Source organism: Hymenobacter piscis (assembly GCF_018760735.1).
Taxonomy (GTDB): domain Bacteria; phylum Bacteroidota; class Bacteroidia; order Cytophagales; family Hymenobacteraceae; genus Hymenobacter; species Hymenobacter piscis.
Genome location: NZ_JAHHZN010000002.1, coordinates 37,880 through 61,424, shown reverse-complemented (window position 1 = coordinate 61,424; position 23,545 = coordinate 37,880). Strand labels below are relative to the sequence as shown.

At 65.2% G+C, this 23,545-nt stretch carries 21 protein-coding genes; 9 read left to right on the top strand and 12 right to left on the bottom strand.

What is annotated here, in order from left to right; genetic code table 11:
• The first annotated feature begins 22 nt into the window (after positions 1-22).
• Positions 23-559 carry a hypothetical protein gene (locus tag KLP40_RS02505; RefSeq protein WP_215592014.1) on the top strand — a complete coding sequence of 179 codons (537 nt, stop codon included), beginning with the start codon at positions 23-25 and terminating at the stop codon, positions 557-559.
• Between the two features lie 162 nt (positions 560-721).
• Here the strand turns inward: KLP40_RS02505 and KLP40_RS02500 are convergent, their stop codons facing one another.
• From KLP40_RS02500 to KLP40_RS02485, 4 genes are all read right to left on the bottom strand, one after another.
• Positions 722-2,278 carry a hydroxymethylglutaryl-CoA reductase gene (locus KLP40_RS02500; RefSeq protein ID WP_215592013.1) on the bottom strand — a complete coding sequence of 519 codons (1,557 nt, stop codon included), beginning with the start codon at positions 2,276-2,278 and terminating at the stop codon, positions 722-724.
• Positions 2,279-2,368: 90 nt separating this feature from the next.
• Positions 2,369-3,244: a TonB family protein gene (locus KLP40_RS02495; protein ID WP_215592012.1), complete on the bottom strand. Its 876-nt coding sequence runs from the start codon at positions 3,242-3,244 to the stop codon at positions 2,369-2,371.
• Position 3,245: 1 nt separating this feature from the next.
• The gene (locus tag KLP40_RS21135; protein ID WP_246558616.1) at positions 3,246-3,329 is read right to left on the bottom strand and encodes an energy transducer TonB; all 84 of its coding nucleotides are present in this window, start codon (positions 3,327-3,329) and stop codon (positions 3,246-3,248) included.
• Positions 3,330-3,581: 252 nt separating this feature from the next.
• Positions 3,582-4,382: a WG repeat-containing protein gene (locus tag KLP40_RS02485; RefSeq protein ID WP_215592011.1), complete on the bottom strand. Its 801-nt coding sequence runs from the start codon at positions 4,380-4,382 to the stop codon at positions 3,582-3,584.
• Between the two features lie 221 nt (positions 4,383-4,603).
• Between KLP40_RS02485 and KLP40_RS02480 the strand changes: the two genes are divergently transcribed.
• Both KLP40_RS02480 and KLP40_RS02475 read left to right on the top strand, forming a co-directional pair.
• The gene (locus tag KLP40_RS02480; protein ID WP_215592010.1) at positions 4,604-5,422 is read left to right on the top strand and encodes a phytanoyl-CoA dioxygenase family protein; all 819 of its coding nucleotides are present in this window, start codon (positions 4,604-4,606) and stop codon (positions 5,420-5,422) included.
• Positions 5,423-5,558: 136 nt separating this feature from the next.
• Positions 5,559-6,341, top strand: a complete 783-nt coding sequence (locus KLP40_RS02475; protein WP_215592008.1) for an SDR family NAD(P)-dependent oxidoreductase — start codon at positions 5,559-5,561, stop codon at positions 6,339-6,341.
• Positions 6,342-6,578: 237 nt separating this feature from the next.
• On the opposite strand, the gene KLP40_RS02470 is transcribed toward KLP40_RS02475, so the two are convergent.
• Entirely contained in the window at positions 6,579-7,229 is a 651-nt protein-coding gene (locus KLP40_RS02470) for a phosphatase PAP2-related protein (RefSeq protein WP_215592007.1), read from the bottom strand.
• Between the two features lie 227 nt (positions 7,230-7,456).
• On the opposite strand from KLP40_RS02470, the gene KLP40_RS02465 reads away from it, so the two are divergent.
• A complete protein-coding gene (locus KLP40_RS02465; protein ID WP_215592006.1) occupies positions 7,457-8,770 on the top strand; it encodes an amidohydrolase in 1,314 nt (437 codons plus the stop codon).
• A gap of 214 nt (positions 8,771-8,984) precedes the next feature.
• A complete protein-coding gene (locus tag KLP40_RS02460) occupies positions 8,985-9,872 on the top strand; it encodes an ATP-grasp domain-containing protein (protein ID WP_215592005.1) in 888 nt (295 codons plus the stop codon).
• Positions 9,873-10,078: 206 nt separating this feature from the next.
• On the opposite strand, the gene KLP40_RS02455 is transcribed toward KLP40_RS02460, so the two are convergent.
• Positions 10,079-10,870 carry an SDR family oxidoreductase gene (locus tag KLP40_RS02455; RefSeq protein WP_215592004.1) on the bottom strand — a complete coding sequence of 264 codons (792 nt, stop codon included), beginning with the start codon at positions 10,868-10,870 and terminating at the stop codon, positions 10,079-10,081.
• A gap of 303 nt (positions 10,871-11,173) precedes the next feature.
• Between KLP40_RS02455 and KLP40_RS02450 the strand changes: the two genes are divergently transcribed.
• A complete protein-coding gene (locus KLP40_RS02450; RefSeq protein ID WP_215592003.1) occupies positions 11,174-13,621 on the top strand; it encodes a M4 family metallopeptidase in 2,448 nt (815 codons plus the stop codon).
• Between the two features lie 114 nt (positions 13,622-13,735).
• On the opposite strand, the gene KLP40_RS02445 is transcribed toward KLP40_RS02450, so the two are convergent.
• Both KLP40_RS02445 and KLP40_RS02440 read right to left on the bottom strand, forming a co-directional pair.
• Positions 13,736-14,500 carry an outer membrane beta-barrel protein gene (locus KLP40_RS02445; RefSeq protein ID WP_215592001.1) on the bottom strand — a complete coding sequence of 255 codons (765 nt, stop codon included), beginning with the start codon at positions 14,498-14,500 and terminating at the stop codon, positions 13,736-13,738.
• Between the two features lie 138 nt (positions 14,501-14,638).
• Positions 14,639-15,358 carry a tetratricopeptide repeat protein gene (locus KLP40_RS02440; protein ID WP_215592000.1) on the bottom strand — a complete coding sequence of 240 codons (720 nt, stop codon included), beginning with the start codon at positions 15,356-15,358 and terminating at the stop codon, positions 14,639-14,641.
• A 151-nt stretch (positions 15,359-15,509) separates the two neighbouring features.
• Between KLP40_RS02440 and KLP40_RS02435 the strand changes: the two genes are divergently transcribed.
• Positions 15,510-16,418 (top strand): alpha/beta hydrolase, encoded by a 909-nt coding sequence (locus KLP40_RS02435; RefSeq protein ID WP_317196738.1) that lies wholly within the window; start codon positions 15,510-15,512, stop codon positions 16,416-16,418.
• A 21-nt stretch (positions 16,419-16,439) separates the two neighbouring features.
• Here KLP40_RS02435 and KLP40_RS02430 read toward each other — a convergent pair whose 3' ends face one another.
• On the bottom strand, positions 16,440-16,934 hold the full coding sequence (locus KLP40_RS02430) for a methylated-DNA--[protein]-cysteine S-methyltransferase (RefSeq protein WP_246558606.1): 495 nt from the start codon (positions 16,932-16,934) through the stop codon (positions 16,440-16,442).
• Between the two features lie 296 nt (positions 16,935-17,230).
• Between KLP40_RS02430 and KLP40_RS02425 the strand changes: the two genes are divergently transcribed.
• Complete coding sequence (locus KLP40_RS02425) at positions 17,231-18,766, top strand: PA14 domain-containing protein (protein WP_215591999.1); 1,536 nt, start codon at positions 17,231-17,233, stop codon at positions 18,764-18,766.
• 200 nt (positions 18,767-18,966) lie between these two features.
• Here KLP40_RS02425 and KLP40_RS02420 read toward each other — a convergent pair whose 3' ends face one another.
• The 3 genes from KLP40_RS02420 to KLP40_RS02410 all read right to left on the bottom strand — a co-directional run bounded on the left by KLP40_RS02420 (position 18,967) and on the right by KLP40_RS02410 (position 21,977).
• Positions 18,967-19,698 (bottom strand): phospholipase D-like domain-containing protein, encoded by a 732-nt coding sequence (locus KLP40_RS02420; RefSeq protein WP_215591998.1) that lies wholly within the window; start codon positions 19,696-19,698, stop codon positions 18,967-18,969.
• A gap of 9 nt (positions 19,699-19,707) precedes the next feature.
• A complete protein-coding gene (locus KLP40_RS02415; RefSeq protein WP_215591997.1) occupies positions 19,708-20,910 on the bottom strand; it encodes a glycoside hydrolase family 1 protein in 1,203 nt (400 codons plus the stop codon).
• A gap of 104 nt (positions 20,911-21,014) precedes the next feature.
• A complete protein-coding gene (locus tag KLP40_RS02410; protein WP_215591996.1) occupies positions 21,015-21,977 on the bottom strand; it encodes a cation diffusion facilitator family transporter in 963 nt (320 codons plus the stop codon).
• Positions 21,978-22,131: 154 nt separating this feature from the next.
• On the opposite strand from KLP40_RS02410, the gene KLP40_RS02405 reads away from it, so the two are divergent.
• On the top strand, positions 22,132-23,544 hold the full coding sequence (locus KLP40_RS02405; protein ID WP_215591995.1) for an APC family permease: 1,413 nt from the start codon (positions 22,132-22,134) through the stop codon (positions 23,542-23,544).
• Position 23,545: the final 1 nt, after the last annotated feature.

Genomic DNA, 23,545 nt, shown 5'->3' with positions numbered 1-23,545 from the left:
TTTCTGGCAAAATTCTACTCCCATGAAAAAAATCCTGTTTCTCGCCCCGCTGCTGGTGGCCCTGGCCCTGCTGGGCAGCTGCAAGAAAATCCTCGACCTGCTGGAGTTCAACGTGGAGGATTCCCAGACCATCGTGATTCCGAAAACGATACCGTTCGGGCAGTTTTTCCCGCTCTCGCCGGTGGCCGTGCCCTCCAGCAGCCAGAGCACCTACGCCAAAAACGGCACCTCCGCCGACTACGTGCAGGACGTGACCCTGGAAAAGCTCGACCTCACCATCACCAGCCCCACGGGCCAGAACTTCGACTTCCTCAAGCGCATCGAAATCTACATCAGCACCGACGCCCGGGGCTCCGACAAGGTGCTGCTGGCTTCCTTGAACCCGGTGCCCACGGGCGTTACCAGCATTTCCCTGACCCCCGCCAACCAGAAGCTGGACCTGTTCCTGCGGGCCGATTCCTACACCCTTATCACCAACGTGGAAGTGGTAAAGCCCCTGGGCCAGGACGTGACCATCCGCGCCGATGAGCGCTTCAAGGTGAAGGCCCGCAAGCCATAGTTTTTTAGAGCTCAGAACTTAGAGCTTAGATCCTAGAACCTAGAACCAAGAAGTGAGCTGTCTGTGCTGATAGCCCTATTAGACAGGGTTATTAGCACAGGAAGCTCGCTTCTTGGTTCTAAGTTCTAGACTCTAAGTTCTAAGCTCTAAGTTCTCCAACAGCTACCGGTTCCGGCCATACTGCTCGTGGGAGCTGACCCAGTCGGAGCTGCTGATGGCCGAGCCCAGGCTGAGCTCGCCGGCCAGCACCACGCCGGCCACGATTTCGGCGAACTTGTTCACGGTGCCGCGGCCCACGCAGCCCAGCATGCGCAGGTACTCGTTCTGGGTGGCCAAGCCGGTGCCGCCGCCGTGGGTGGCTACAATCAGACTCGGGATGGTGATGCTGATGTAGAGGTCCTTCTCGGGCGTGATTTCGGAGTAGAGCACCCCGGCCGACGACTCCGACACGTTGGCCACGTCCTGGCCGGTGGCGATGAACATGGCCGTGATGCCGTTGGCCGAGTGCGCGCCGTTGTTGTTGGCCCCCGAAATGAAGGCGCCCACGTTGCTTACCTGCCCGTGGTAGGCCAGCTGTTCGGGCGTCACGCGCATGCGCTGCTGCAGGATGTCGCGCTTAATGACGGCTTCGGCCACCACGCGCTTACCGCGGGTGCGCATCACATTGATCTGGGAGGCCTTTTTGTCGGTGGCGAAGTTGGATTCGAGGTAGAAGTGGCGAATGGGCGCGCCCTTGTAGTTTTCCAGAATCCAGGAGCAGGCCGCGAAGGTGGCCCGGCCCACCATGTTTTGGCCCGCCGCGTCACCGGTGCTGTAGTTGAAGCGCAGGTAGGCGAACTTGTTGCTCAGGTAGGTGTCGATGTACTGGAGCTTGGCAATGCGGGAGGTGCTTTCGGCCTCGGGCCGGATGCGGCCGATTTCCTCCTCCACCCAGCGGCCGAAGTCGCGGGCCCCGCGGGCGTCGTCGAACACGAACACCGGGGCGCGCTGCATGGCGTCGCCGATGACGGTGCATTTCACGCCGCCGCTGAGGTTGAGCAGCTGAATGCCGCGGTTGTAGCTGGCCACCAGCGTGCCCTCGGTGGTAGCCAGCGGAATCAGGAAGTCGCCCTGGGCGTGCTCGCCGTTCACGTGCAGGGGCCCGGCCAGGCCCACCGGTATCTGGGCCACGCCCGTGAAATGCTCGCAGTTGCCCTGCAACTCGTGGGCATCGAAGGAGTACTGCTTGAGGTGGTGGAACTGCTGGCCCGTGAACTCCTCGGCAAATTCCTGGCGGGCCCGAATGGCCTCGTCGGCGTAGTCGTCCTGGTCGGCGCGCGGGATGCGGGGGCGGTTGTCGGGCCGCAGGCTGATGCTGTCCTCCACTTCCACCGTCAGGTCGCCGAACGGGTCGGCCGCGAACTGAATCTGCACGGTGTGCAGGCCCTCGGAGAGCTGGTCGGTGGCCAGGTGAAAGGTGGCCGACTGGCCGACCGGCAGCGTAAAGCCCGCCGCGTCGGCGTTGAAGGCCACGGCCGGCCGCACGTCGCCCTGGCCCAGGTCGATGGCAATCTGCTCCACACCCAGCCGCTGGTCGTCAATCTGCACATAGTCGATGCGGGTGATGCGGACCGTATCGAGGCGGTTTTTGATGCTGAAGGCCACACCCTCGGGCGTATTGTGGAGGCTGCCGCGGGTATAGAGCAGCTTGAGCAGCATGGGACTGGGCGTAAAGAGCATACGGGCAGGATTAGACGTGGGAATTTGGGCGGGGTAAAATAGAAAGGTTTTCGGTTAGAAGCTTGACGGTAGGGCGGAAAGTCCCGATACCTACTGCATCCGGAACGTAACGGGCACGACCATTTCGTGGGGCCGGTCTTTTCCGCCGCAGGCTGCCGGGGTAAGATGGCCGCTCAATAACTGTACTACCCGCAACGCCTCCGCGTCGAAGAGTGGATGCAGCTTGTTCAGGACCTTCGCCCGGTACACCTGCCCATCGGGACCTACTATAAAGGAAACGTGTATTCGCCCTTCGACATCTTCCCGGGTATGGGGCCAGCGGAGGTTTTGCTGAATAAACAGCCCGAGGTTGTCCTTGCGGTTGCGCGCTCGGTAAGTCGGTAGCTCCTCACAAATCATCACTGGACCGCCATGACCAATTGCCCGATACGTTTCGAAAGTGACGATATCAGTAAGCCCATCTTCAGGTAGGGGAGCTGCATCCGTCCCTCGGAAGGCTAGCGGCAAGGTGATTCCTACGGCCGCCGCCCGGCCGTCGCGGCTGCCCGGGGTGAAATGCCCACTTAGCAACCCGGCCAGCCGCAACGCCTCCGCGTCGGCCAGCGGATGCAGGCTCTGCACGATACGGGCGTTGCGTATGTCTCCGCGCTCATCAATGGTAAACCGAATGAACACCGTGCCCCTGACGGACTGCGGCAAGCTATCCGGCCACTGCACATGTCGGTTCAGAAAGGCACGCAGACTGTCTTTGCCGCCTATAAAAACCGGTAATTTCTCATCACAACTCGGGTAGAAATGGTGTGCTGTCGCACTTAGGGTCTGCTTCTCCGGGTTCTTGAGGTCGTTGTCCGGCAAATCGGTCAGGTCGATAGGAGCCTGGGGCACTTGATAGGCATCTACTATCTGGGCGACTCCTCGGGAGCCAGTTGCCAGCATCAAACAAAGAAAAATGAACCGGACAGCCATCTTACTTTACATTGAAGGTGACAGGCAGTGTGTAGCTAACATCTACAGCCCTGCCGCTCTGCGTGCCCGGTTTCCAGGCCGGCATCTTATTGATGACCCGTAATACTTCTTTGTCTAGCAGTGGCGGCCCTGGGTGGTGGGCGTCATCAGGAGCCAGTCTTCGGCGCAGGCCCGCAGGCGGACGTTGAGGAGGGGTAGCGGGAGCATAACGGGATACGATTGGGCGGTAGAAGATACTGATTCTATCTGCGTTTCCCAGGGCTTCAGCCCTGGGCTATTCAGCGTTTTGCCAAAGAACTGCGCTGCGTTTCACAGGGCTGAAGCCCTGGAAACCCGGCTACTTCTTCTGGGTCAGGGCCTCGGTATCCTCCCAGAACTCCCGGCCCAGGGCATCGAGGTAGCCGAAGCGGCCGGAGGGGGCCTGCACCCGGGCCACGCCCCGGAAGTAGGGCTCGGCGCGCAGGTAGCGGATTTCGGTGAGGCGGGTGCCCTCGGGACTGAGGTAGCCGAAACGGCCGTTCTGCTGCACGATGGGGTACTCCAGGTTGCCGCCGAGCCGGATGGAATCGTACTGCGGGGGCTGCACCAGTTTGCCCTTGCCATTAATGACGCCCCATTTCGTGCCCTGGCGCACGAAGAGCAGGCCGTTGTAGTTGTCCCGGATTTCGTCGTAGATGGCCGGTACGGTGGCCGCGCCCACCGTGAAGCGGAAGCCTACCTTGCCCCCGGCCGCGTGCACGATGTCGCCCTGCTCCAGCGGGTCTTCGTCAAAAGCGGCGGGGCGGGGCGGCAGGCGCTGGCCGCCGGGGTCGATGTCGAAGGTTTCGCCCTGGAGCTCCACGGTGGCGCGGTTGTCGTGGAAGTTGCCGGCCCGGGTGAAGTGCACCGGCGTGACGGGGTTGCCGCCGCCATCAATGTAGCCGTAAAGGCTGTCCTGACGCACCCAGGCCAGCTCCTCGGCGAAGGGACCGGCCTCGTCGTAGCGCGCGGGCAGCACCAGGCGGCGGCTGCGGTCGGCGTAGCCCCAGCGGCTGCCCTGGCGGAAGGGCACGAGCCGGCTGGCCGCCGTCTGGGCTCCCGCGTCGGCGGCGGCCAGCAGCAGGGTCAGGAGCAGGAGCGAAAGCGGAACCCATTTCATGCGCGGAGAAGATTGAGAGAACCAGGGCGTTCCTGGCTAAGATACGCACGGCAGTCAAACCAACCGCCGGTCGGGCGGTTGATTGCCGCCGGCTGCGTCAGGGAAAGTTCTTCCGGGAAGGGCGGCCGGCTTACCACCTGCCCACCACCCGCCCCGGGCCGGCCGGGCTGCGTATCTTTGCCCCGGTCCAACTGGCGGAATACATTTCTGCCGTTTTTAGCATGTCAGCCATATCCGAATCATATCCCCGCTTCACGTTAGGCGCCCGCCTGACCCAGGAGCAACTGGCGTTTTTTCAACAACACGGCTTCTTGCATTTCCGCGCCTTCGCCGAGCCCGCCACGGTGACCCAGCTGCTGCGGGCCTCCGAGCAGGTGCAGCAGCGCTGGCTGGCCGAGGGTGTACAGAAAGTCAACGGCGTGCCCATCAAGTACGGCAAGGACGTGGACGGCTCGCCCATTGTGCAGCGGTTCGCCTTCGCCTCCCACCACAGCCCCGTGCTGCGCGAGTTTTTGCAGGACCCGCGCTTTGCGGCCCTGTTCCCGCTGCTCGAAGCGCCCGGCGGCCGGGTGGGCGAGGATGAGAAGGACGGCCTGGTCATCAACCACTACGTGAACGTGCCGGGCTCGGAGTTCTCCCAGATGGGCTGGCACACCGATTCGCTGCGGGACGTGTTCTACGGCAAGAAAATCGGGCCGATGCTGAACGTGGGCCTCCACCTCGACGGCACGCCCGCCACCAACGGGGGCCTGCGCCTGCTGCCCGGTACCCACCGCCAGAGTCTGCGCGACATCCTCTTCCGCAAGAAATACTACAAGGACGTCAGCGCCGACCCCCAGGAAGTGGCCGTGGAAACCGAGCCCGGCGACCTGACCGTGCACGACGGCCGCATGTGGCACCGGGTGGCCCGCTCACCGCTGGTGGGCGAGGTCTCGCGCCGCCGCGTGATGTACGTGCCCATCCTGGCCGGCAAGTACGAGCCCAAGCACGACAACAGCCCCACGCCCTTCTACCTGCGTTTCCTGCACCTGGTAAAGTGAGGTGAAATAGTGAGATGGTGAAATGGTGAGTTGATGTTCAACCGCCCCGATTGCGCCATTTGCACTCCCTGCGCCGCTGGGGCCCACGCGCCGCCCGAACATCAACCCACCACCTCACCACCTCACCATTTTACCCTTGAAAACTGCCCTTATTACGGGTGCCTCCCGGGGCATCGGGCGGGCACTGGCCCTGGAGCTGGCCCGCCGCGGCTACGACGTATTGCTCACCGCCCGCTCGGAGGGGCAGCTGGAAGCCGTGGCCGCCGAAGTGCGGCAGCTGGGCCGTACGGCCCGGGTGCTGGCCCTGGACCTGGCCGCGCCGGCCGCCGCCGACCAGCTGGCCGCCTGGACCATCGCCCAGCCCGGCGAGCTGACGGTACTGGTCAATAACGCGGGCTACGGCTTGTGGGGGCGGTTTGAGGAGCTTTCTTTGGCCCAGCAGCAGAACATGCTCCAGCTCAACCTGCACCTGCCCGTGGCCCTGACCCACGCGTTGCTGCCGGCCCTGCACCGGCCCAAGGCAGCCTATATTCTGAACGTGGCCAGCACGGCCGCCTACCAGGCCGTGCCCACGCTCACGCTCTACGCGGCCAGCAAGGCGTTTCTGCTTAGCTTCAGCCGGGGCCTGCGCTACGAGCTGCGCGAAACGGGCGTGTCGGTGAGCTGCCTCAGCCCCGGGGCCACCACCACCGGCTTCGCCGACCGGGCCGGCATGAACGCCGACCTCCAGGCCACGGCCAACAAAGTCTCGATGACGCCCGAACAAGTGGCCCAGGCCGGCATCACGGCCCTGCTGGCCGGCGAGGCCGAAGTTATTCCCGGCGCCCTCAACAAAGTATCGGCGGCCCTCACCAGCGTCGTCCCCAAAAGCCTCACCGAGCGCATCGCGGCGGGGATTTACGAGAAGTATCTGGGGTAGGGGGGGACGAGGTGATGGGGTAACAGGTGAGGAGTTGATAGGGGGATAGGTGAGAAGGTGACAGGTGAGGAGGTGAGAAAAGGCACGTCATTCCGAGCGCAGCTTAGCGGAGCCGAGGAATCTCGCGTGCAGTGGTAACTCCGGCGTTAGGTTAGTTGGTGCAACATCAGCACGCGAGATTCCTCGGCAAGCTCGGAATGACGTTCTTTTATCTTACCTCCTCACCTCCTCACCTCCTCACCTCCTCACCTCCTCACCCCAAACTCCCAAAACCCGCCCGCTGCCCCACCAGGCCAGGGCGGCGAACAGGGGGGCGGCCAGCACGTCGTAGGTGTAGTGGGCGTGCTGGATGAGTACCAGCACCCCGATGGCCCCGGTGCCGGCCAGCAGCAGAGTGCGCCGCCCGCCGGGGGGCACGGCCAGGGCCAGCAGCAGCAGGGTGGCGGTGTGGCCCGAAAAGAACAAATCCTTGGTGATGGGGGTGGGGGCGGCGTAGAGGAGCTGGTCCACCAGCGGGTCGCGGAGGAGCACCAGGCCCGTGGGCGGCTCCAGGGGCAGCAGGGCCAGGGTGGCGCAGCGCAGCAGGTGCAGCAGCAGGTAGGCCCCCAGGGCCCGCAGCAGCCGCGCCGGCCGGGGCAGCAGCGTGACCAGGCCCAGCCCGATGCCCAGGTAAATGACGGCGAAGGTGAAGACCGAAACGTCGCGGGCGGGCAGCGCGGTCAGCAGCGGATCGGGCAGGTGGCGGCCGGGGCGCGCCTGCACCCAGGCAAAGTAGCGCGGCAGCAGGGCCACCAGCCCCAGCAGCAGGGCCAGCACCGCGCCCAGGCGGGTCCGGAAGGCAGGTTGCCGCCAGGCGGCGGGCCAGGTCAGGGAATCAGCAGAAAACATGGCGGCGAAAAACAAATCGGCTGCAAAGAAGCAGCCGAAACCCCGGATTCGGCTGCCGGCCCCGCCCCGGGCAGCGGCCGTCCGGGCAGCCGGAGCCCGGCCGGGAACAGAGAAATTGCCCGCTCCGGCACCAGATACCCGCCGCCGCCGGTAACTTGAGGGCCCGTTACCCGCCTCGCCGTCGGTTGGGGCCGGGAGTTCCGCTTTACCTTCTTGCCGCTTCTGCTATGCTCAACCGCTCCGCCCGGGTTCTGGCCACCGTGCTGCTGACCGCCACTTCTGCCTTCGCCCAGAAACCCACCGACCTCACGGTCCGCATTGCCAAACTCGCCGACCAGCAGCAGGCCCGGGTAATTGCCTGGCGGCGCGACATCCACGAGCACCCCGAGCTGGGCAACCAGGAAACCCGCACCGCCGCCCTCGTGGCCGGCCACCTGCGCAAGCTGGGCCTGGAAGTGCAGACCGGCGTGGCCCGCACCGGCGTGGTGGCCCTGCTGAAAGGCGGCCGGCCCGGTCCCGTGGTGGCCCTGCGCGCCGATATGGACGCCCTGCCCGTGACGGAGGCCGCCGGCCTGCCCTTCGCCTCCAAGGTGCGCACCCAGTACAACGGCCAGGACGTGGGCGTGATGCACGCCTGCGGCCACGACACCCACGTGGCCATGCTACTGGGCGCGGCCGAGGTGCTCAGCCAGCTGAAAAAAGACCTGCCCGGTACCGTCAAGTTCATCTTCCAGCCCGCCGAGGAAGGCTCCCTGCCCGGTCAGGAAGGCGGGGCCCGGCTTATGGTGAAGGAAGGCGTGCTCGAAAACCCCACGGTGGAGGCCGTGTTCGGGGTGCACATTCAGGCCCAGACCGAAGTGGGCCAGCTCAGCTACCGGCCTGGGGGCGAAATGGCGTCCTCCGACGTGTTTAGCATCAAGGTGAAGGGCAAATCGGCCCACGGGGCCTACCCCTGGCTGGCCGTGGACCCGGTGGTGACGGCCGCCCAGATCATCCTGGGCCTGCAGACCATCGTCAGCCGCCAGGCCCAGCTGACCGAGGATGCCGTGGTGCTGACCGTGGGCATGGTGCACGGCGGGGTGCGCAACAACATTATCCCCGAGCAGGTGGAGCTGACCGGCACCATTCGCTGCCTCAACAAGGAGATGCAGCAGAAAGTGTGGGCCGGGGTGCGCCGCACGGCCCAGGGCATTGCCGAAAGCGCCGGGGCCACGGCCGAAGTCGACATCACCAACTACGCCCCCATCACCTTCAACGACCCGCTGCTGACCCGCCGCATGGTGGCCAGCCTGGAGCGCGCCGCCGGTCCGGCCAACGTGCGGGTGCAGAAAGCCGTAACCGGGGCCGAGGACTTCGCCTTCTACCAGGAGAAAGTGCCCGGCCTGTTCGTGTTCGTGGGTGGCATGGCCAAGGGAACGGACCCCGCCACCACCGCCCCCCACCACACGGCCGGCTTCGTGGTGGATGAAAGCGGCCTGACCCTGGGCGTACGCACCCTCGCCACCCTGGCCGCCGACTACCTCACGACCACCAAAAAATAGCCCGTCCGGCGCCCCACTGCCCGGTTTCTCCGTAAAACGCCACGCAACCGTAACGCGCCTGCGGTGTCGGGTAGCTGCGGTGCCGGGCTACCTTTGCGGCGGCTCGGCCGTCGGGCCGGATCCCGCTGGCGGTAGGCCTCCTGGGGCCTGCATCCTGCCCTGCCCTGCCAGCACGAATCCGCGTAATCAGCGCACCAATCCGCAAAAATCTGTGATGAACATAGCCTTAGTAACCTGCGAAAGCCTGGCCCAGTACGCCGCCCCCAACGTCGACGACGAGGACAGCCTGCTCACCGGCTACCTGCGCCGCCAGGGCCACACGGTGGAACCCCGCATCTGGAGCAACCCGGCCGTGGACTGGACCCGTTTCGATGCCGTGCTGCTCAAGTCACCCTGGGATTATTTCGACCGGGTGGAGGAGTTTTACGGCTGGCTCGACCGCCTGGAACGCCAGCAGATCCGCCTGCTCAACCCCGTGCCCGTGGTACGCTGGAATGCCAACAAACGGTACCTGCTCGATATGGAGCGGGCCGGGGTGCGCATCGTGCCCACCCGTCTGCTGCCCCGGGGTGAAGCCGTGGACGCGGCGGCCCTGCTCCAGGAAATGGGCCAGGAGCAGGTGGTCGTGAAGCCGGCCGTGAGTGGCGGGGCCAAGAATACGTTCATCCTCACCCGCCAGGAAACCGCCGTGCGCCAGCCCCAGCTCACCGAGCTGGTCCGGCACGAAGACTTCCTGGCCCAGCCTTTCCAGTCGCAGATTCAGGAGGAGGGCGAGTGGTCGTTGCTTTATTTCGGGGGCGAATACAGCCACTGCGTACTCAAAACGCCCAAGTCGGGCGACTTCCGGGTGCAGCACTACCTGGGGGGCGGCATTGCCCCGCGCCAGGCCCCGGCCCACCTGCGCGCCGCCGCCGACCGCATCGTGCGCGAGTTCGCGCCCGGCTGCCTCTACGCCCGCGTCGATGGCCTCGACCAGGACGGCGAGCTGCTGCTCATGGAACTCGAACTCATCGAACCCTTCCTCTACCTCGCCTCCGACCCCCAGGCCCTGCCCCGCTACGAACAGGCCCTGCGGCGAATGAGTGAAGTGGTGAATGAGTGAATCGTCATTGCGAGTGAAGCGAATCCATCCGTCCTTCACGCAGCCCAAATCCCTGAATAAACACGAAGCCCCCGGCGTGCATACGCCAGGGGCTTTTTGAATAGGTCGAAATGAGGAAGAAGGTGAAGGACGGATGGCTTCGCTTCGCTCGCAATGACAACCCGAGCCACTCATTCACTCGTTCACCACTTCACTCATTCACCCATTTACGAAAACCCGTTCACCGTGAAGCCGCCGTCCACGGCCAGGGTCTGGCCGGTGATGTAGGCGGCGGCGGGCAGGCACAGGAAGGCGGCGGCGGCGGCCACTTCCTCGGGCTCCCCGACGCGGCCCAGGGGCGTGCGCCCGATGACGCTGCGGCGGAAATCCTCGTTCTGGAGCACCGTTTCGGCCAACGGCGTACGGATGTACCAGGGCGCCACGCAGTTCACCCGGATGTTGAGGCCGGCCCACTCCACGGCCAGGTTGCGCGTGAGCTGCACCAGGGCGGCCTTGGTCATGCCGTAAATGGCCCCCGTGCGCACGTGGGTGAGGCCCGCCACCGAGGAGATGTTCACGATGCTGCCCCCGCCCGCCGCCACCAGCAGCGGCTGCACGCCCCGGCTCAGCTCCCAGGCCGAATCGAGGTTGGTGGCCAGCAGGTGGCGGTACTCCTCGTCGGAGTAGTCTACGGTGGGCTTGCGGATGTTGGTGCCCACGTTGTTGATGAGCAGGTGTACCTGGGGCCAGCGCCGGGCTACTTCGGTCAGCAGCTGGGTGCGGCCGGCGGGCGTGCTCACGTCGGCGGCCAGGGCGTGGGCCGGCAGGCCCTGCTGCTGCCACCGGGCCACCTGCTGCTCGAGGTCGGCGGCGGTGCGGGCCACGGCTACCACGGTGGCGCCCAGGCCCAGCAGCTCGGCGGCAATAGCGGCCCCGATGCCTTTGGAAGCCCCCGTGACCAGGGCCGTTTGCCCGGTCAGGGACCAGCGGGCAGCAGAAAGTTCGAGCGTAGAATGCATGAGAAACAATTAGGGAGTGGTTGAGATTCCGACTGCCAGAGTCGGATGAAGAAAAGGTAAAAAGTTGATTTAAGACTATATTAATGGGTTTTTAATCCTTTTTTATGATGGTTTGAAAGGCGTTTCTAACGATGATTTTGGCAAGAATAAAATCACGTACTGGGTGTTTTTGTGGTAAATATTTTACAAAAAGTAAGGTAACGTTGAAATATGTGTAATTTGTGGCATCGACAACGTGTTCGATAGACGGGCTTTTAAGTACAATTTTTTCGCTTCTCACCTTCCACAACCAACCTACACGCTATGATCAACAAGTACTCAGCCGCTACTCTTTTGCTGCTCGGCGGGTTGTCTTCCACTACCCTGGCCCAGGATTTCTCCCGGGTGAAAAGTCAGGAACTCAGCGAGAACGGAACTCCCGCTTTGGTACAGTTCCGGGAGCAGGGCGCAACCTACCCGTTGAGTGACGCCAAAGCGGCCCTCCGCGACCAGTTGCAGCTCAGCAACGACGACCAGATGGTGCAGTTGAAAACCGATGCCGATGCGGCCGGCTTCGTGCACGAGAAGTATCAGCAGTATTACAAGGGCATCAAGGTAGAGCACGCCACGTACTCGGTGCATGCCCGCCAGGGCCGGGTGGCCAGCATCAGCGGCCAGTTTGAGAAAGTCCGCGCGCTCAGCACCACCCCCGCCCTCGACGCCCGCGCTGCCCTGAGCCGCGCCCTGGCTTTCGTGGGAGCCAGGCAGTACATGTGGCAGGATGCTGCCGAAGAAGCCTACCTCAGAGAGCAGGAAAACGACCCCTCGGCCACCTACGCCCCCAAAGGCGAACTGGTCATTGTGCGCGACATGCGCTCGGCCAATCCCCTGAAAGCCGGCAAGCCCACCCTGGCCTGGAAGTTCAACGTTTACGCCAAAGCGCCCCTGAGCCGCGCGTTCATCTACGTCGATGCCCGCTCGGGGGAGGTGGTGTTTGAGGATGCCATCATCAAGCACGCGGCCGCCACCGGCTCGTTTGCCACCCGCTACAGCGGCACCCAGAGCAGCACCACCGACAGCTACAACGGCTCGTACCGGCTGCGTGATGTGAGCCGCGGCTCGGGCGTGCAGACCTTCAACATGAAGCAGGGCACCAACTACAGCACGGCCGTGGACTTCACGGACGCCGATAACAGCTGGACCGAGTACAACAACGCCGCCTTCGATAACGCGGCCCTGGATGCCCACTGGGGCGCCCAGGCAGTGTACGACTATTGGAAGAACGTGCACGGCCGCAACTCCTACAATGGCGCCGGGGCCACCATCAAAAGTTACGTGCATTACAGCCGCAGCTACGAAAATGCCTACTGGGACGGCACGCGCATGACTTACGGCGACGGTGCCACCCGCTTTTCGCCCCTGACCTCGCTCGACGTGTGCGCCCACGAAATCGGCCACGCCGTGTGCTCGAGCACCGCGAACCTGACGTACTCCTACGAATCAGGGGCCCTCAACGAAGGCTTCTCCGACATCTGGGGCGCGGCCGTGGAATACTACAAGGCTCCCGACAAGCAGACCTGGCTCATTGGCGAAGACATCGACAAGCAGCGCCCATCGTTGCGCTCGATGAGTAACCCCAACGCCGAAGGCCAGCCTGATACCTACCAGGGCACGTACTGGGCCACCGGCTCGGGCGACAACGGCGGCGTGCATACCAACTCGGGCGTGCTCAACTACTGGTTTTACGTGCTGAGCGTGGGCAAGAGTGGCACCAACGACAAGGGCAATGCCTACAACGTATCGGCCATCGGTATTGATGCCGCCGCCAAAATTGCCTACCGCACCGAAAGCGTATACCTGACGGCCAGCAGCAATTACGCCGCCGCCCGTACCTACAGCATCCAGTCGGCCAAAGACCTCTACGGGGCCGGTTCGGCCCAGGAAATTGCCGTAACCAACGCCTGGTACGCCGTGGGCGTAGGGGCCGCTTATGGTGGCAGCACCGGCGGCGGCACCACGCCTCCGCCGCCCACCACGGTAACTTACTGCGCCAGCAAGGGCAGCAGCGTGGCCTACGAGTGGATTGACTACGTGAACCTGGGCAGCATCAACCGCACCTCCAGCAAGGATGCGGGCTACTACAACGGCACGGCCCTGACTACCTCCCTGGCCGCCGGCTCGGCGCAGACCATCCGCTTCTCGGCCGGCTTCGCTTCCACGGCCTACACCCAGTACTGGAAAATCTACATCGACTACAACCAGGACGGGGACTTCCTCGACACGGGCGAGCGGATTGTGTCGGGCTCCTCGTCGAGCAGCGCCACGCTCAGCAGCACCTTCACCGTGCCGGCCACGGCCAAAACGGGTGCCACCCGCCTGCGCGTGGTCATGAGCGACGCCTCGGCCACTACCAGCTGCAACAGCTACGGCTACGGCGAAACCGAGGACTACACCGTCAACATCACCGGCGGTACGCTGGCGGCATCCGGCATCACCGCGGGCAGCACCACCCTGGGCGCTGCCCTCCACAGCGGTGCCGCCGAGCAGGCGGTGCGTCTGTTCCCGAACCCGGCTTCCGAGGTGCTGACCATCGCGCTGGCGAACGGTGGCGAAGTGAAGTCGGCTACGGTAACGGACCTGCGCGGCGCCCGCGTAGTAGGGGCCCGCTTCGAGAACGGCCAGCTTAACGTAGCCACTCTGGCCAACGGCGTGTACCTGCTCACGGTGAGCGACGGGCAGAAGTCCTTCCACGAGCGGTTCGTGAAGCAGTAACTCCTTCACCCGATACTTCCGGACAATAAAAAAGGGGCCCGCCAATCGGCGGGCCCCTTTTTTATTGTCCGGAAGTCAACCCCAAACCAACCGGCTTTTTGGTGCTGACCGCCACTAGCGGGCCCAGGGGGCGTATTCCAGCTTGAGCTCCAGCTGCCCGAAGCCATCATTGAGCGCAGACACGGACCGCTGCGGGGAGGAGGCGGGGCTGATGTCGTCGAGCTGGTCGGTGGAAGTAAAGGAGTAAGTGCCTTCCAGTGAGGCCCCGAGCTTAGGGGTGAGCCGGACCGTGAAGCCTACGCCCAGGGGCAGGGTAAGCGCCAGGGCCGGATAGTCGTTGCGTTCTGCCGCCAGGTAGGCCGGCGTGAAATTGCCGCTGGGGCGGGCGGTGCCGCGGAACGCCCGGGGACTGTAGAGCACCAGCCCCGCTCCGGCCTTCAGGTAAGGCTTGAACAGGGCCGCGGCCCGGCGGGGCGAGGCGTACAGGCCCTCATCGTGCAGCGGCTCCCAGCGCACGAAGCCAATGCCGGCCAGATTATGACTCTGAAACGCCAGGCCGCGGGCGGGCAGGTAGTCTTTGGCACCCAGTCGGATGTAGGACACTTCTCCCCCCACCTGCCAGTGCGGATGCGTCTGATACTGCAACCCGCCCGTGAAGCTGGGGCCAAAAAACTGGTCGGCCGGACTGCTGGTCAGGTCCCCGTTGTAGTAGCCCAGGCCCCCGCCCAGCGTAAAGCGTACGGGGCCGCGGTAGTAGGCGCGGGCCTGCCCGTCGTAGTGGCGGCGGCGGCGCTCGGGGCCGCCGCCCTGGGCCACGGCCAGGTGGGCCGAGGTCACGCAAACGAACAGCAGCACGGGCAGAAAGGAGCGAGAAGTCACGGAATGGGGTAGCAGGTGGGTGAAGCCCGGGCATACGCGGCGACGTACCCGGGCGTTGCCCGGCCGCCCCGGCCGCCCCGGCTGCGGAAGCCCGGGCCGGGCTGGGGCGAGGAAACGGAGCGGCCGCCGGAGAGCCGGTTATTTAAACTTGCCTTCGGGGTCGGGCAGCTTGGCCAGCAGGTCGGCCACCAGGTTGAAGTCGACGGAGGCCAGGCTGCTGCTCTGGCCTTTGTGGATGGCTTCCCAGGCCTGAGCATACTCTTCCTGGTAGTAGTGGGCACGGGCCAGCTGCTGCCAGGCAGTGGCGTTGGTCGGGTCCTGGGTCGTGGCCTTTTGCAGCAGCTCCCGCCCGGTCGTCAGGTCTTTCTTCTTCTTGCCCTGCTCGTAGCGGATAAGGTAGCTCGTGCCCAGATCGGCCAGCAGAAAAGCGTTGTCGGGCGCCAGCGTCAGGCCCCGCTGGAGCAGGTCGATGGCCTGGTCGGGGGTGGGGGCGCTGCTGGCCACGATGCCCAGGCCATGGTAGGCATTGGGGTTGGCCGGGTCGAGCACCCAGGCCAGGTTAAAGCGGTAGGCCGCCGTGTCGGGCTGATTTTCGGCCAGGTACTCGTAGCCCTTGGTGCTGAAAAAGCGGCTGGCTTCGGCCCGGGAGGCGAAGCTGCCCGCCAGGTTGCTGATGGTGGCCGTGCCCAGGGCCTGTTCGGCCTGAACCGGCGTCAGGCCCCCAAACAGGGGTTTGAGGCGAATTTCAGCCAGGGAAGAGGAGGTTTCGGCAGGGGCCTTTTTGGCTTTGCGCTGGGCCTGGGCCGGCGCGGCGGCGCCCAGCAGCAGGGCCGCAGCCAGCAGAACGGTAGACTTCATAGGGAGGATAACGAAGGAAGGCGGCAAAATGACACAGGCCGCCGGTTCTCAAAGATACGGCGGCGGCCGCAACCTGCCCCCGCCCGGGCCGTTGCAGGGGCAGGCCCGGCCAATCCGCCCCCGGCGGGTAGTCGTACCTTCTTTTTTCGCCTTGTCTGCATCCATGAAATTTGTGTTTTCCCGGGTTCTGCCGGCCCTGGTAGTGGCGGCGCTGCTGCTGGCGGCGGCCACCGAGTACGCCGTGGCCCGGCCCAGCCGCCGGACGGCCAACGTGGCCTACGTGCCCGCCACCGACTCCGCCTTCAGCCCCGAGCGCCACGTGCTCGACGTGTACGCCCCCCGCGAAAAAGCCGCCGCGTCCCGGCCCGTGGTGGTGTTCATCCACGGCGGCAGCTGGAACAGCGGCAACAAGAACTTCTACTCCTTTATCGGCCGCCGCCTGGCCAAACAGGGCGTGGTGGCGGTGGTCATCAACTACCGCCTGGCGCCCGGTGTGCGCGTGCCCCAGATGGCCGACGACTGCGCCCGGGCCGTGCTCTGGACCCAGGCCCGCATCGGTGAGTACGGCGGCGACCCGCAGCGGATTTTCCTGCTGGGCCACTCTGCCGGGGGTGGGCTGGCGGCCCTGCTGGCCGCGGATGATGCGCTGTTCCGGCGCTGGGGCCAGGCGCAGAACCCGGTGCGCGGGGCTATTCTCGACGACCCGGCGGGCCTGGATATGTACGACTACCTCCGGAAGATGCAGTACCCCGGCGACGAGCAGTACCTGGTGCCCTTCGGCCCGGAGCCGGCCGTCTGGCGGCAGGTTTCCCCCATGTACTACCTCACCGCCCACACGCCCCCGATGCAGATTTTCGTGGGCGGCGAAACCTACCCGTCGATCAGCAGCAGCAGCGCCCGTTTTCGGCAGAAGCTTACTGCACTGGGCCACGCGCCGCGGTATCAGGTGCTGCCCGGCAAGAAGCACGCGCCTATGGTACTGCAGCTCTACTGGCCGCGCAACATCATCTACCAGCAGCTGCTCCCCTTCGTGAAGGGGGAGGCCGGGGCCGCCCGGTAAAGCTGCGTGCCCCCGGCCCGCTTAAAACAGGCGGGTTTGCACGTGGGGCTGCTCCAGCTCCAGCAGCCACTTTTTGCGGGGCAGGCCGCCGGCATAGCCCGTCAGCTGCCCGCCGGCCCCGATGATGCGGTGGCAGGGCCAGATAATGGCCAGCGGGTTCTGGCCATTCGCGGCGCCCACCGCCCGCACGGCGCCGGCATTGCCCAGCTGCCGGGCCAAGTCGAGGTAGGAAGCGGTAGTGCCGTAGCCCACCCCGGGCAGGGCAGCCCACACCTGCCGCTGGAATTCGGTGCCGGCCGTTACGTGGGTGGCTACCGTAAACTCCCGCAGCTCCCGCCCGAAATAGGCCTGCAGCTGCCGGTAAGCCTCGCGCAGGCAACCCGCTACCTGCGCGGGCGGAGTGGCCGGACTTGCTGCGTCGGCGGGCTGAAACTGCACGGCACACAGGCCGGCTTCCGTACCGCGCAATGCCAGCATCCCCAGCGCGGAAGGCAGATAAGCACAGGCTTCAGTCATGGGAGGTAGCGGGTGAGGAAGAAGTTGAAAGTACGCAGCAAATAGGCAAAATTCCGCTTTTCGGCAGATCCAGAAGCGGGATTTAAAGGCCCAGGCCCAGCCGGACGGAAAAACGGAAGCCGGGCAACCGCCTGAAAAAAAGGCGTATATTGCTGGGAGTAAATGTCGGAAATGTAAATCTGCTTTTACTTTTTTGTGCGGTTCTCATTTGCCTGATTTCGGCTCTGTCTTCACTCCTCAAAGCCTTGCTTACTGTGCGACATCTACTACTCCGTTCTGCTCTGGGATTGGGCCTTTTGTCTTACCTGCCGGCCGGGGCAGTTTCGGCCCCGGAGGCGGCAGCGGCTCACGCCCCGCGGCTGATCCGGCCCGTGCAGGGCTGGGGCACGGGCCTGACGGCGTCTTATTTTAATAATGGCTCCCTGGCCGGGGCGCCCGTGCTCAAGCGCCAGGATGCCGCCGTTGACTTCCGTTGGGGTACCAAAGCCCCCGCCCCCGGCCTGCCCGCCGACAACTTCTCGGTGCGCTGGGAAGGCCTGATTGCCGCCCCCTCTACCGGCCGCTACCGCTTCGTGGCCGTAACCACCGACGAGGTGCGCCTGTGGGTGAACGGCCGCAAGGTGCTCGATACCTGGGACGGCAAAAAGCCCGGCAGTCAGGACGATGGCAGCGTGTCGCTGGCCGCCGGCGAGAAAGCCACCATCAAGCTCGAATACAACGATACCGACGGCGTAGCTGCCATTCAGCTGCAGTGGATACCGCCGGGACAGGCCGCGCAGCTGGTGCCGAGCGGCAACCTGTATCCGCTGGGCTCGCCCACCACTCCCGACCCGGCCGGCCCGCCGCCCGTAGCCAAGGCCAAGGTGGAGCCCGCGCCCAAGCAGGCCAAACCAGCCCCGGCCCCCAAGCCCGCCACGGCGAAGGCCCCGGCCGCGCCCAAGGCGCCCAAGCCCGTCAAGGAAGTAGCCCAGGCCGCTCCCGAGCCTGAACCGGCTTCCAAACCCGCCAAGCCCGTCAAAGCCCCGAAGCCAGCTCCGGCCGAGGAAAAGCCCAATACGGAACTTCCCGGCGTGTACACGCTCACGGTGCGCTCCACGGGCAAGCCCCTGGAAGTAGCGCCGGGGCGGCCGGCTACGCTAAGTGAGCAAATGGCGGCCGTTGAGCAATCCAGTGCTGCCCCGCAGTGGCGCATTGAGCCCGCCGGCGAAGGCCTCTACCGCCTGGTAGTACCCGGCAGCAATAAGGTGCTCGAGGTACTGGGCAGCGCCACTTCCAACGGCACCCCCCTGAGTCTGTGGAGCTACTACAGCGGCTACAACCAGCAGTGGAAAATCGAAGAAGCGGGCGACGGGTACTATAAACTCATTGCCAAGCACAGCCGCAAGGCCCTCACCGACAAGGACACCCTGGGCGGCGGCGTGCAGCAGTGGCGCTACACCGGCAAGGAAAACCAGCAGTGGAAGCTGGAAGCCGTAAAGGCGGTGGAAGAACCCATTCTGGCCGGGGCCCCCAGTACCCCGGGCGTGGGCGACAACGGCATGAGCGTGTATCCCAATCCCTCCAACGGCGTCATGCAGATGGCCTACAACCTCGACGTGGCCAAGCCGCTGGGGTGGGTGCTCTATAACCAGAACGGCGTGGCCGTGCGCGTGTCCGACTACCGCAAGCAGGCCGCCGGAACCCACCACCAGACGCTCAACTTCACCAGCCTGCCCGCCGGCGACTACTACCTGAGTCTCACGGTCGGTTCCGAGAACACCCGCCAGATGGTATCCATCCGTCGCCCCTCGGCCGATGTGCCGGAAGTGGGTGCTTCCAGCCCCAATAAGTAAAGCCCGGCTCCGCGCCTTTCCTCGTCAGCAGGCCCGCTGCCGCTTCCTTCCAGGGTTGCCGGGAGCGGGCCTGCCGCTTTACGGGCTCAGCCCCCGGAATTGATAGTCAGCCCGCCTTCCGGCATCCGGCTATCAATTCACCGCCTGGTTTCTCACCTGCTCCGTACGTAGGTCGCAATACGTGAGCACAAGAGGATAAATCAGGCAGTGAACTCCGGTAGCTCCTGCCACAGGCGGGCAAACTCGGCGGCGTAGCGGCTCACCAGGTGGGCGTCGGGAGTGATAAGCAGGTTTTCGAGGTTGTACTCGGCGGCCGAGCGGGTCCAGTTGTAGCTGCCGGTGAGCAGCCAAGCGTCGTCGGCCAAAGCAAATTTGTGGTGCATGTGGTTGGCCGTGCGGTCCACCCGGACGGGAACTCCGGCCGCGTGCAGAGCCCGCACGTCGGAGCCTTTGTCGTAGAGTTTTTCGTTGTCGGTGAGCAGGCGCACCCGCACGCCCCGGCGGTGGGCGGCCAGCAGGGCCTCGGTCAGGCGGTCATCGGCTACCGTGAACACGCACACGTCCAGAGTGCGCCGGGCATCGGCTATGAACTCCCGGATGCCGGCCACGCACTCTTCCCGGGGGCTGAAAAAGGCCCGCGCCCGCGCCGCTCCGGCCCCTGACGTTACCGTCGAGGCAGGGGCCTCTTCGGCCGGCAGCAGAGCACTAGCCGCTTCCAGCCACTCAATCACGGCCTTATCCTTGAAAGTGTTGAACCGCTCCCGGGCCAGCTCGAAGAGCTGGTGGCGCAGGCCCTCGACGGAGCCGTGCTGGCGCTGGAAGTTGAGGAGCAAATCGCGCAGGTGGCGGGCTTCCCCGGGGGAAAGGTTCACATCGGCAAACGCCTGGCGAAACTGGCGGAGCAGGTGGTCAACGGGGGCGGAATCGGGCATCGGGCGGGGTTAGAAGACAAACTCAGGAGCGGCGGCCGGGACGGCCAGGGCGGCGGCCACGGTGCGGCGGGCATCCGCCAAGGCCGCGGCCGTGGGCTGGTGCAACTTACGACTCAGCCCCGGATTCGGCTGCGTGGGGTCGGCGTCCCAGAGGCCGGCGTGGTGCCAGGGCGTGAGGTGGTCCCAGTCGGGCCGGTCGATGATGGGGTAGAGGCAGGCCCCGAGCAGGGGCACGCCCGCGGCCAGGGCGCGGGCGCCCTCCTCGGCCACCATGCGCAGCCAGTGGGGCCGGTCGGGGCCCGGGTGGCTGGTTTCGGTGAGTACCACGGGGCGGTGGTAGCGCTGATAGGCATCGTGGAGCAGAAAGCTCAGGGGCCGGAACCGCGGGTCGTGGTCGTCGTTGGCCCAGCGCAGGATTTCGTGGGGTTCGCGCTGCCACTGGTTGTTGTAGTAGTAATTAAAGCCCAGCAGATCCAGGTACTCCGGCCGGCCGCCCAGCTCAGGGCAGAGGCGGCCGGCCAGCATATCCACGCTCTGGAACTGGTCCTGGTGGGCGGCCCGGGCGCGGCGGATTTCGGCCGGTCCGGCGTCGCGGCGGGGCACGATGTTGACGAGCGGCTCGGTGGTGAGGAGGCGGATGCCGGGGTCGGCCTCGCGCAGGGCGGCCACGCCCTCAATGTAGGCCCGCATCAGGCCCCGCTTCACTTCCCAGCCCTGGCCCACGCAGTAGGGCGCGGTGCCGCGCACGTCGCCGCCCAGCCAGCTCATAAAGCTCACCTCGTTGATGGGCGTCACGATGAGCACCTCGTTGGGACGCTGCTGGCGGTAGAAGTCCACGAAGGCCCGGCACAGGGCCGCGAACCGCCGGGCAAACAGCGGGTGCAGGGGCGTCAGGTCGTCGGGGTAGCCGAAATGGCACAGGTCCCAGATCTGCTGGATGCCGTGGCGGCGGCCCGCATCAAGCAGCCGCTGCACCGCGCGCCAGTCGTACTGGTAGGGGCGGCGCTCCACCTGGCTCCAGCGGATGCCCTCGCGCACCGTGTGCAACCCGTGCGGGCCCAGGGCGGCGTAGTCCTGATCGAGCAGCTCGAGGTGGCCGGTGAGGGGCAGAAAATCGACCCGGTGCCCGAAGGCATTGAGCTGGTCGGTGCATTCAAACCCGGCCATCCAGAAAGAGGCAAACGGCGAGCTGGCAGGAGTGGTAGAAGACATAAGGGGCTGATTCAGGCAATAAAGAAAGACGCGGAGCCGGTCCGCAACGGGGCGCCTCCGCGTCTTCTAATACCGCAGAACCGCGGCCGGGGTTAAGGTCGGGCTTACATGGGCGGGAGCAGGGCGGCCGTATCCGACTGGGCCCGCTGCTTGGCCGTGATGGACTTGGCTTCGATAAAAATGCGCTGGAACTCCGGGTATTTGGCCCGGATGGCGTTCTGCAGCTCGTCGATGGCGACTTCCACCTGCTGGGCCGAAAGCTGGTCTTCGAACTCCACGTCGAGGGCCAGTATTACGTCGGCGGGGCCCAGGTACATGGTGAGCGGGGGGCGCAGGTCCAGTACGCCGGCCTGCTGGCGGCCGATAGTCTGCAGGTCTTCGAGGATAGGCTCGCTCACGCCCTCGCCCACGAGCAGGGCGCGGGTGCGGGCCACCAGAAACACAGCTACCAGCATCAGCAGCAGGCCAATGGCGATGGAAGCGGCCCCGTCGAAGGTAGGGTTATTGAGCCGGTGACCAAAGTACACGCCCGCCAGGGCGATGGCAACTCCCACCAGGGCGGCCAGGTTTTCGAGCACCGAGGCGTACACGGCCGGGTCGCGGCTGGTGCTCAGAATCTTCCAGAAGCTGGTTTGGTTAGCGGCTTTGGCCTGGTAGAGGGCCCGGATGGCCAGCCAGCTGGCCCAGCTCTCGAAGGCGACGGCAATGCCCAGTACCACGTAGTTCCAGAAAGGGTCGGTGAGGGGCTCGGGGTGCTCGATGTGCTTGAGGCCTTCGTAGAACGACATGCCTCCCCCAATGGCGAAGATGAGCACGGCCACAATCAGGCCCCAGAAATACAATTCCTTCGAGCGCCCGAAGGGGTGACTGGCAGTAGCCGGCTTCTGGCTCTGCTTGATGCCGTAGAGCAGCAGCACGGCGTTGCCACTGTCCACGAACGAGTGAATGCCTTCGGAAAGCATGGCCGAGGAGCCCGTCAGGTACGCGGCCACGAACTTGCTCACGGCGATGCCCACGTTGGCCGCCAGGCCGCCGTAAAGAGCTGATTTGGAAGAACCTCCCGCCATAAAACGAATAGGATAAAAGCTGAAAAAAGGGCTGATGCGGTCAAAGGTAACCAATTGCCGTCCGGCCCGGCCCTACGGGGCGAGGGGGCAGCGTTAGCCGCGCCGCCCGAACATTCCGGCCCGCATCCGGCTTTTAGCGCCCTAACTTGCCCCTATGCCCGACCTCGACTCCCCCGCAGCCCCCGCCGGTGCGGCCCCGCTCAGCCGCCGCCTCGGGCTGGTGCAGGCCACGGCCCTCAACATGATTGACATGGTGGGCATCGGGCCCTTCGTGACGCTGCCCCTGGTGATGGGCTTCATGGGCCCCAACTTTCTGCTGGCCTGGGTGGTGGGCGCGGCCCTGAGCCTGGCCGATGGCTTTATCTGGAGCGAGCTGGGGGCGGCCTATCCCGAGGCGGGCGGCTCTTACCGCTTCCTGAAGCTGGCCTACGGCGAGCATACCTGGGGCCGGCTGATGTCGTTTCTCTACACCTGGCAGACGCTGGTGCAGGCGCCGCTGGTGGTGGCCTCCGGCGCCATCGGCTTCGCCCAGTACTTCGGCTACCTGGTGCCGATGCGTGAATGGTGGCAGCCCAAGCTGGTGGCCGGCGCGGTGGTGGTGCTGCTCATCGGGCTGCTCTACCGCCGCATCGAGGACGTGGGCCGGCTGGGGGTGCTGCTCTGGCTGGGCGTGCTGGGCCTCATGGGCTGGCTGATTTTCGGGGGGCTCACGCACGCTACTATTCCGGTGGCCTGGCTGCCGGCGGGCGGCGTGGCGGAGTTGCCCGGCGTGCTGCTCTCGGTGGCCATGGGCCAGGCTACGGTCAAAACCATCTACTCCTACCTGGGCTACTACAACGTGTGCCACCTGGGCGGGGAGGTGAAGGAGCCCCACAAGCTGATTCCGCGCAGCATCTTCCTGAGCATCCTGGGCATCATGACCCTCTACCTGCTCCTGAACTGGAGCGTGGCTTCGGTGATTCCGTGGCAGGATGCACAGCATTCCGAGTTCATTGTGAGCACCTTCGTCGAGAAGCTCTACGGGGCCACGGCCGCCAAAGCCGCTACGGCGCTGGTGCTGTGGGTGGCCTTTGCCTCCCTGTTTGCGGTGCTGCTGGGTTACTCGCGCATCCCCTACGCGGCCGCCGCCGACGGCGAATTCCTGCCCATCTTCGCCAGAACCCACCCCACCAAGCACTTCCCCCACGTGTCGTTGCTGCTGCTGGGGGGCATGGGCTTCGTGTTCAGTCTGCTGTTCCGGCTGGGCGAAGTCATCAGCGCCATCCTGGCCATGCGGATTCTGGTGCAGTTCGTGGGGCAGGCCGTGGGGCTGGTGCTGCTGCGGCGGCGGCGCGGCACGGCCGGGCTGCCCTTTCGCATGCCGCTTTACCCACTGCCCGTGGTGGTGGCCGTGGCCGTGTGGCTGTGGGTGTTCTGGAGCATTACCGAGGGCGTTACGGTGCCCCTGCCCGCGGGCAGCAGCATTTTCCTCTCGTTTCAGATGGGGGCCCTGCTGATGATGGCCCTGGGTACGGGGGTGTTTCTGATCTGGAGCCGCCGGCTGAAGCGGTGGCCATTTAGAGAATAAG

Bases quoted from the DNA above. Each gene is read 5' to 3' on its own strand.
- KLP40_RS02505 (WP_215592014.1), top strand. From the start codon at position 23: ATGAAAAAAATCCTGTTTCTCGCCCCGCTGCTGGTGGCCCTGGCCCTG.
- KLP40_RS02500 (WP_215592013.1), bottom strand. From the start codon at position 2,278: ATGCTCTTTACGCCCAGTCCCATGCTGCTCAAGCTGCTCTATACCCGC.
- KLP40_RS02495 (WP_215592012.1), bottom strand. From the start codon at position 3,244: ATGGCTGTCCGGTTCATTTTTCTTTGTTTGATGCTGGCAACTGGCTCC.
- KLP40_RS21135 (WP_246558616.1), bottom strand. From the start codon at position 3,329: ATGCCGGCCTGGAAACCGGGCACGCAGAGCGGCAGGGCTGTAGATGTT.
- KLP40_RS02485 (WP_215592011.1), bottom strand. From the start codon at position 4,382: ATGAAATGGGTTCCGCTTTCGCTCCTGCTCCTGACCCTGCTGCTGGCC.
- KLP40_RS02480 (WP_215592010.1), top strand. From the start codon at position 4,604: ATGTCAGCCATATCCGAATCATATCCCCGCTTCACGTTAGGCGCCCGC.
- KLP40_RS02470 (WP_215592007.1), bottom strand. From the start codon at position 7,229: ATGTTTTCTGCTGATTCCCTGACCTGGCCCGCCGCCTGGCGGCAACCT.
- KLP40_RS02465 (WP_215592006.1), top strand. From the start codon at position 7,457: ATGCTCAACCGCTCCGCCCGGGTTCTGGCCACCGTGCTGCTGACCGCC.
- KLP40_RS02460 (WP_215592005.1), top strand. From the start codon at position 8,985: ATGAACATAGCCTTAGTAACCTGCGAAAGCCTGGCCCAGTACGCCGCC.
- KLP40_RS02455 (WP_215592004.1), bottom strand. From the start codon at position 10,870: ATGCATTCTACGCTCGAACTTTCTGCTGCCCGCTGGTCCCTGACCGGG.
- KLP40_RS02450 (WP_215592003.1), top strand. From the start codon at position 11,174: ATGATCAACAAGTACTCAGCCGCTACTCTTTTGCTGCTCGGCGGGTTG.
- KLP40_RS02440 (WP_215592000.1), bottom strand. From the start codon at position 15,358: ATGAAGTCTACCGTTCTGCTGGCTGCGGCCCTGCTGCTGGGCGCCGCC.
- KLP40_RS02430 (WP_246558606.1), bottom strand. From the start codon at position 16,934: ATGACTGAAGCCTGTGCTTATCTGCCTTCCGCGCTGGGGATGCTGGCA.
- KLP40_RS02420 (WP_215591998.1), bottom strand. From the start codon at position 19,698: ATGCCCGATTCCGCCCCCGTTGACCACCTGCTCCGCCAGTTTCGCCAG.
- KLP40_RS02415 (WP_215591997.1), bottom strand. From the start codon at position 20,910: ATGTCTTCTACCACTCCTGCCAGCTCGCCGTTTGCCTCTTTCTGGATG.
- KLP40_RS02410 (WP_215591996.1), bottom strand. From the start codon at position 21,977: ATGGCGGGAGGTTCTTCCAAATCAGCTCTTTACGGCGGCCTGGCGGCC.
- KLP40_RS02405 (WP_215591995.1), top strand. From the start codon at position 22,132: ATGCCCGACCTCGACTCCCCCGCAGCCCCCGCCGGTGCGGCCCCGCTC.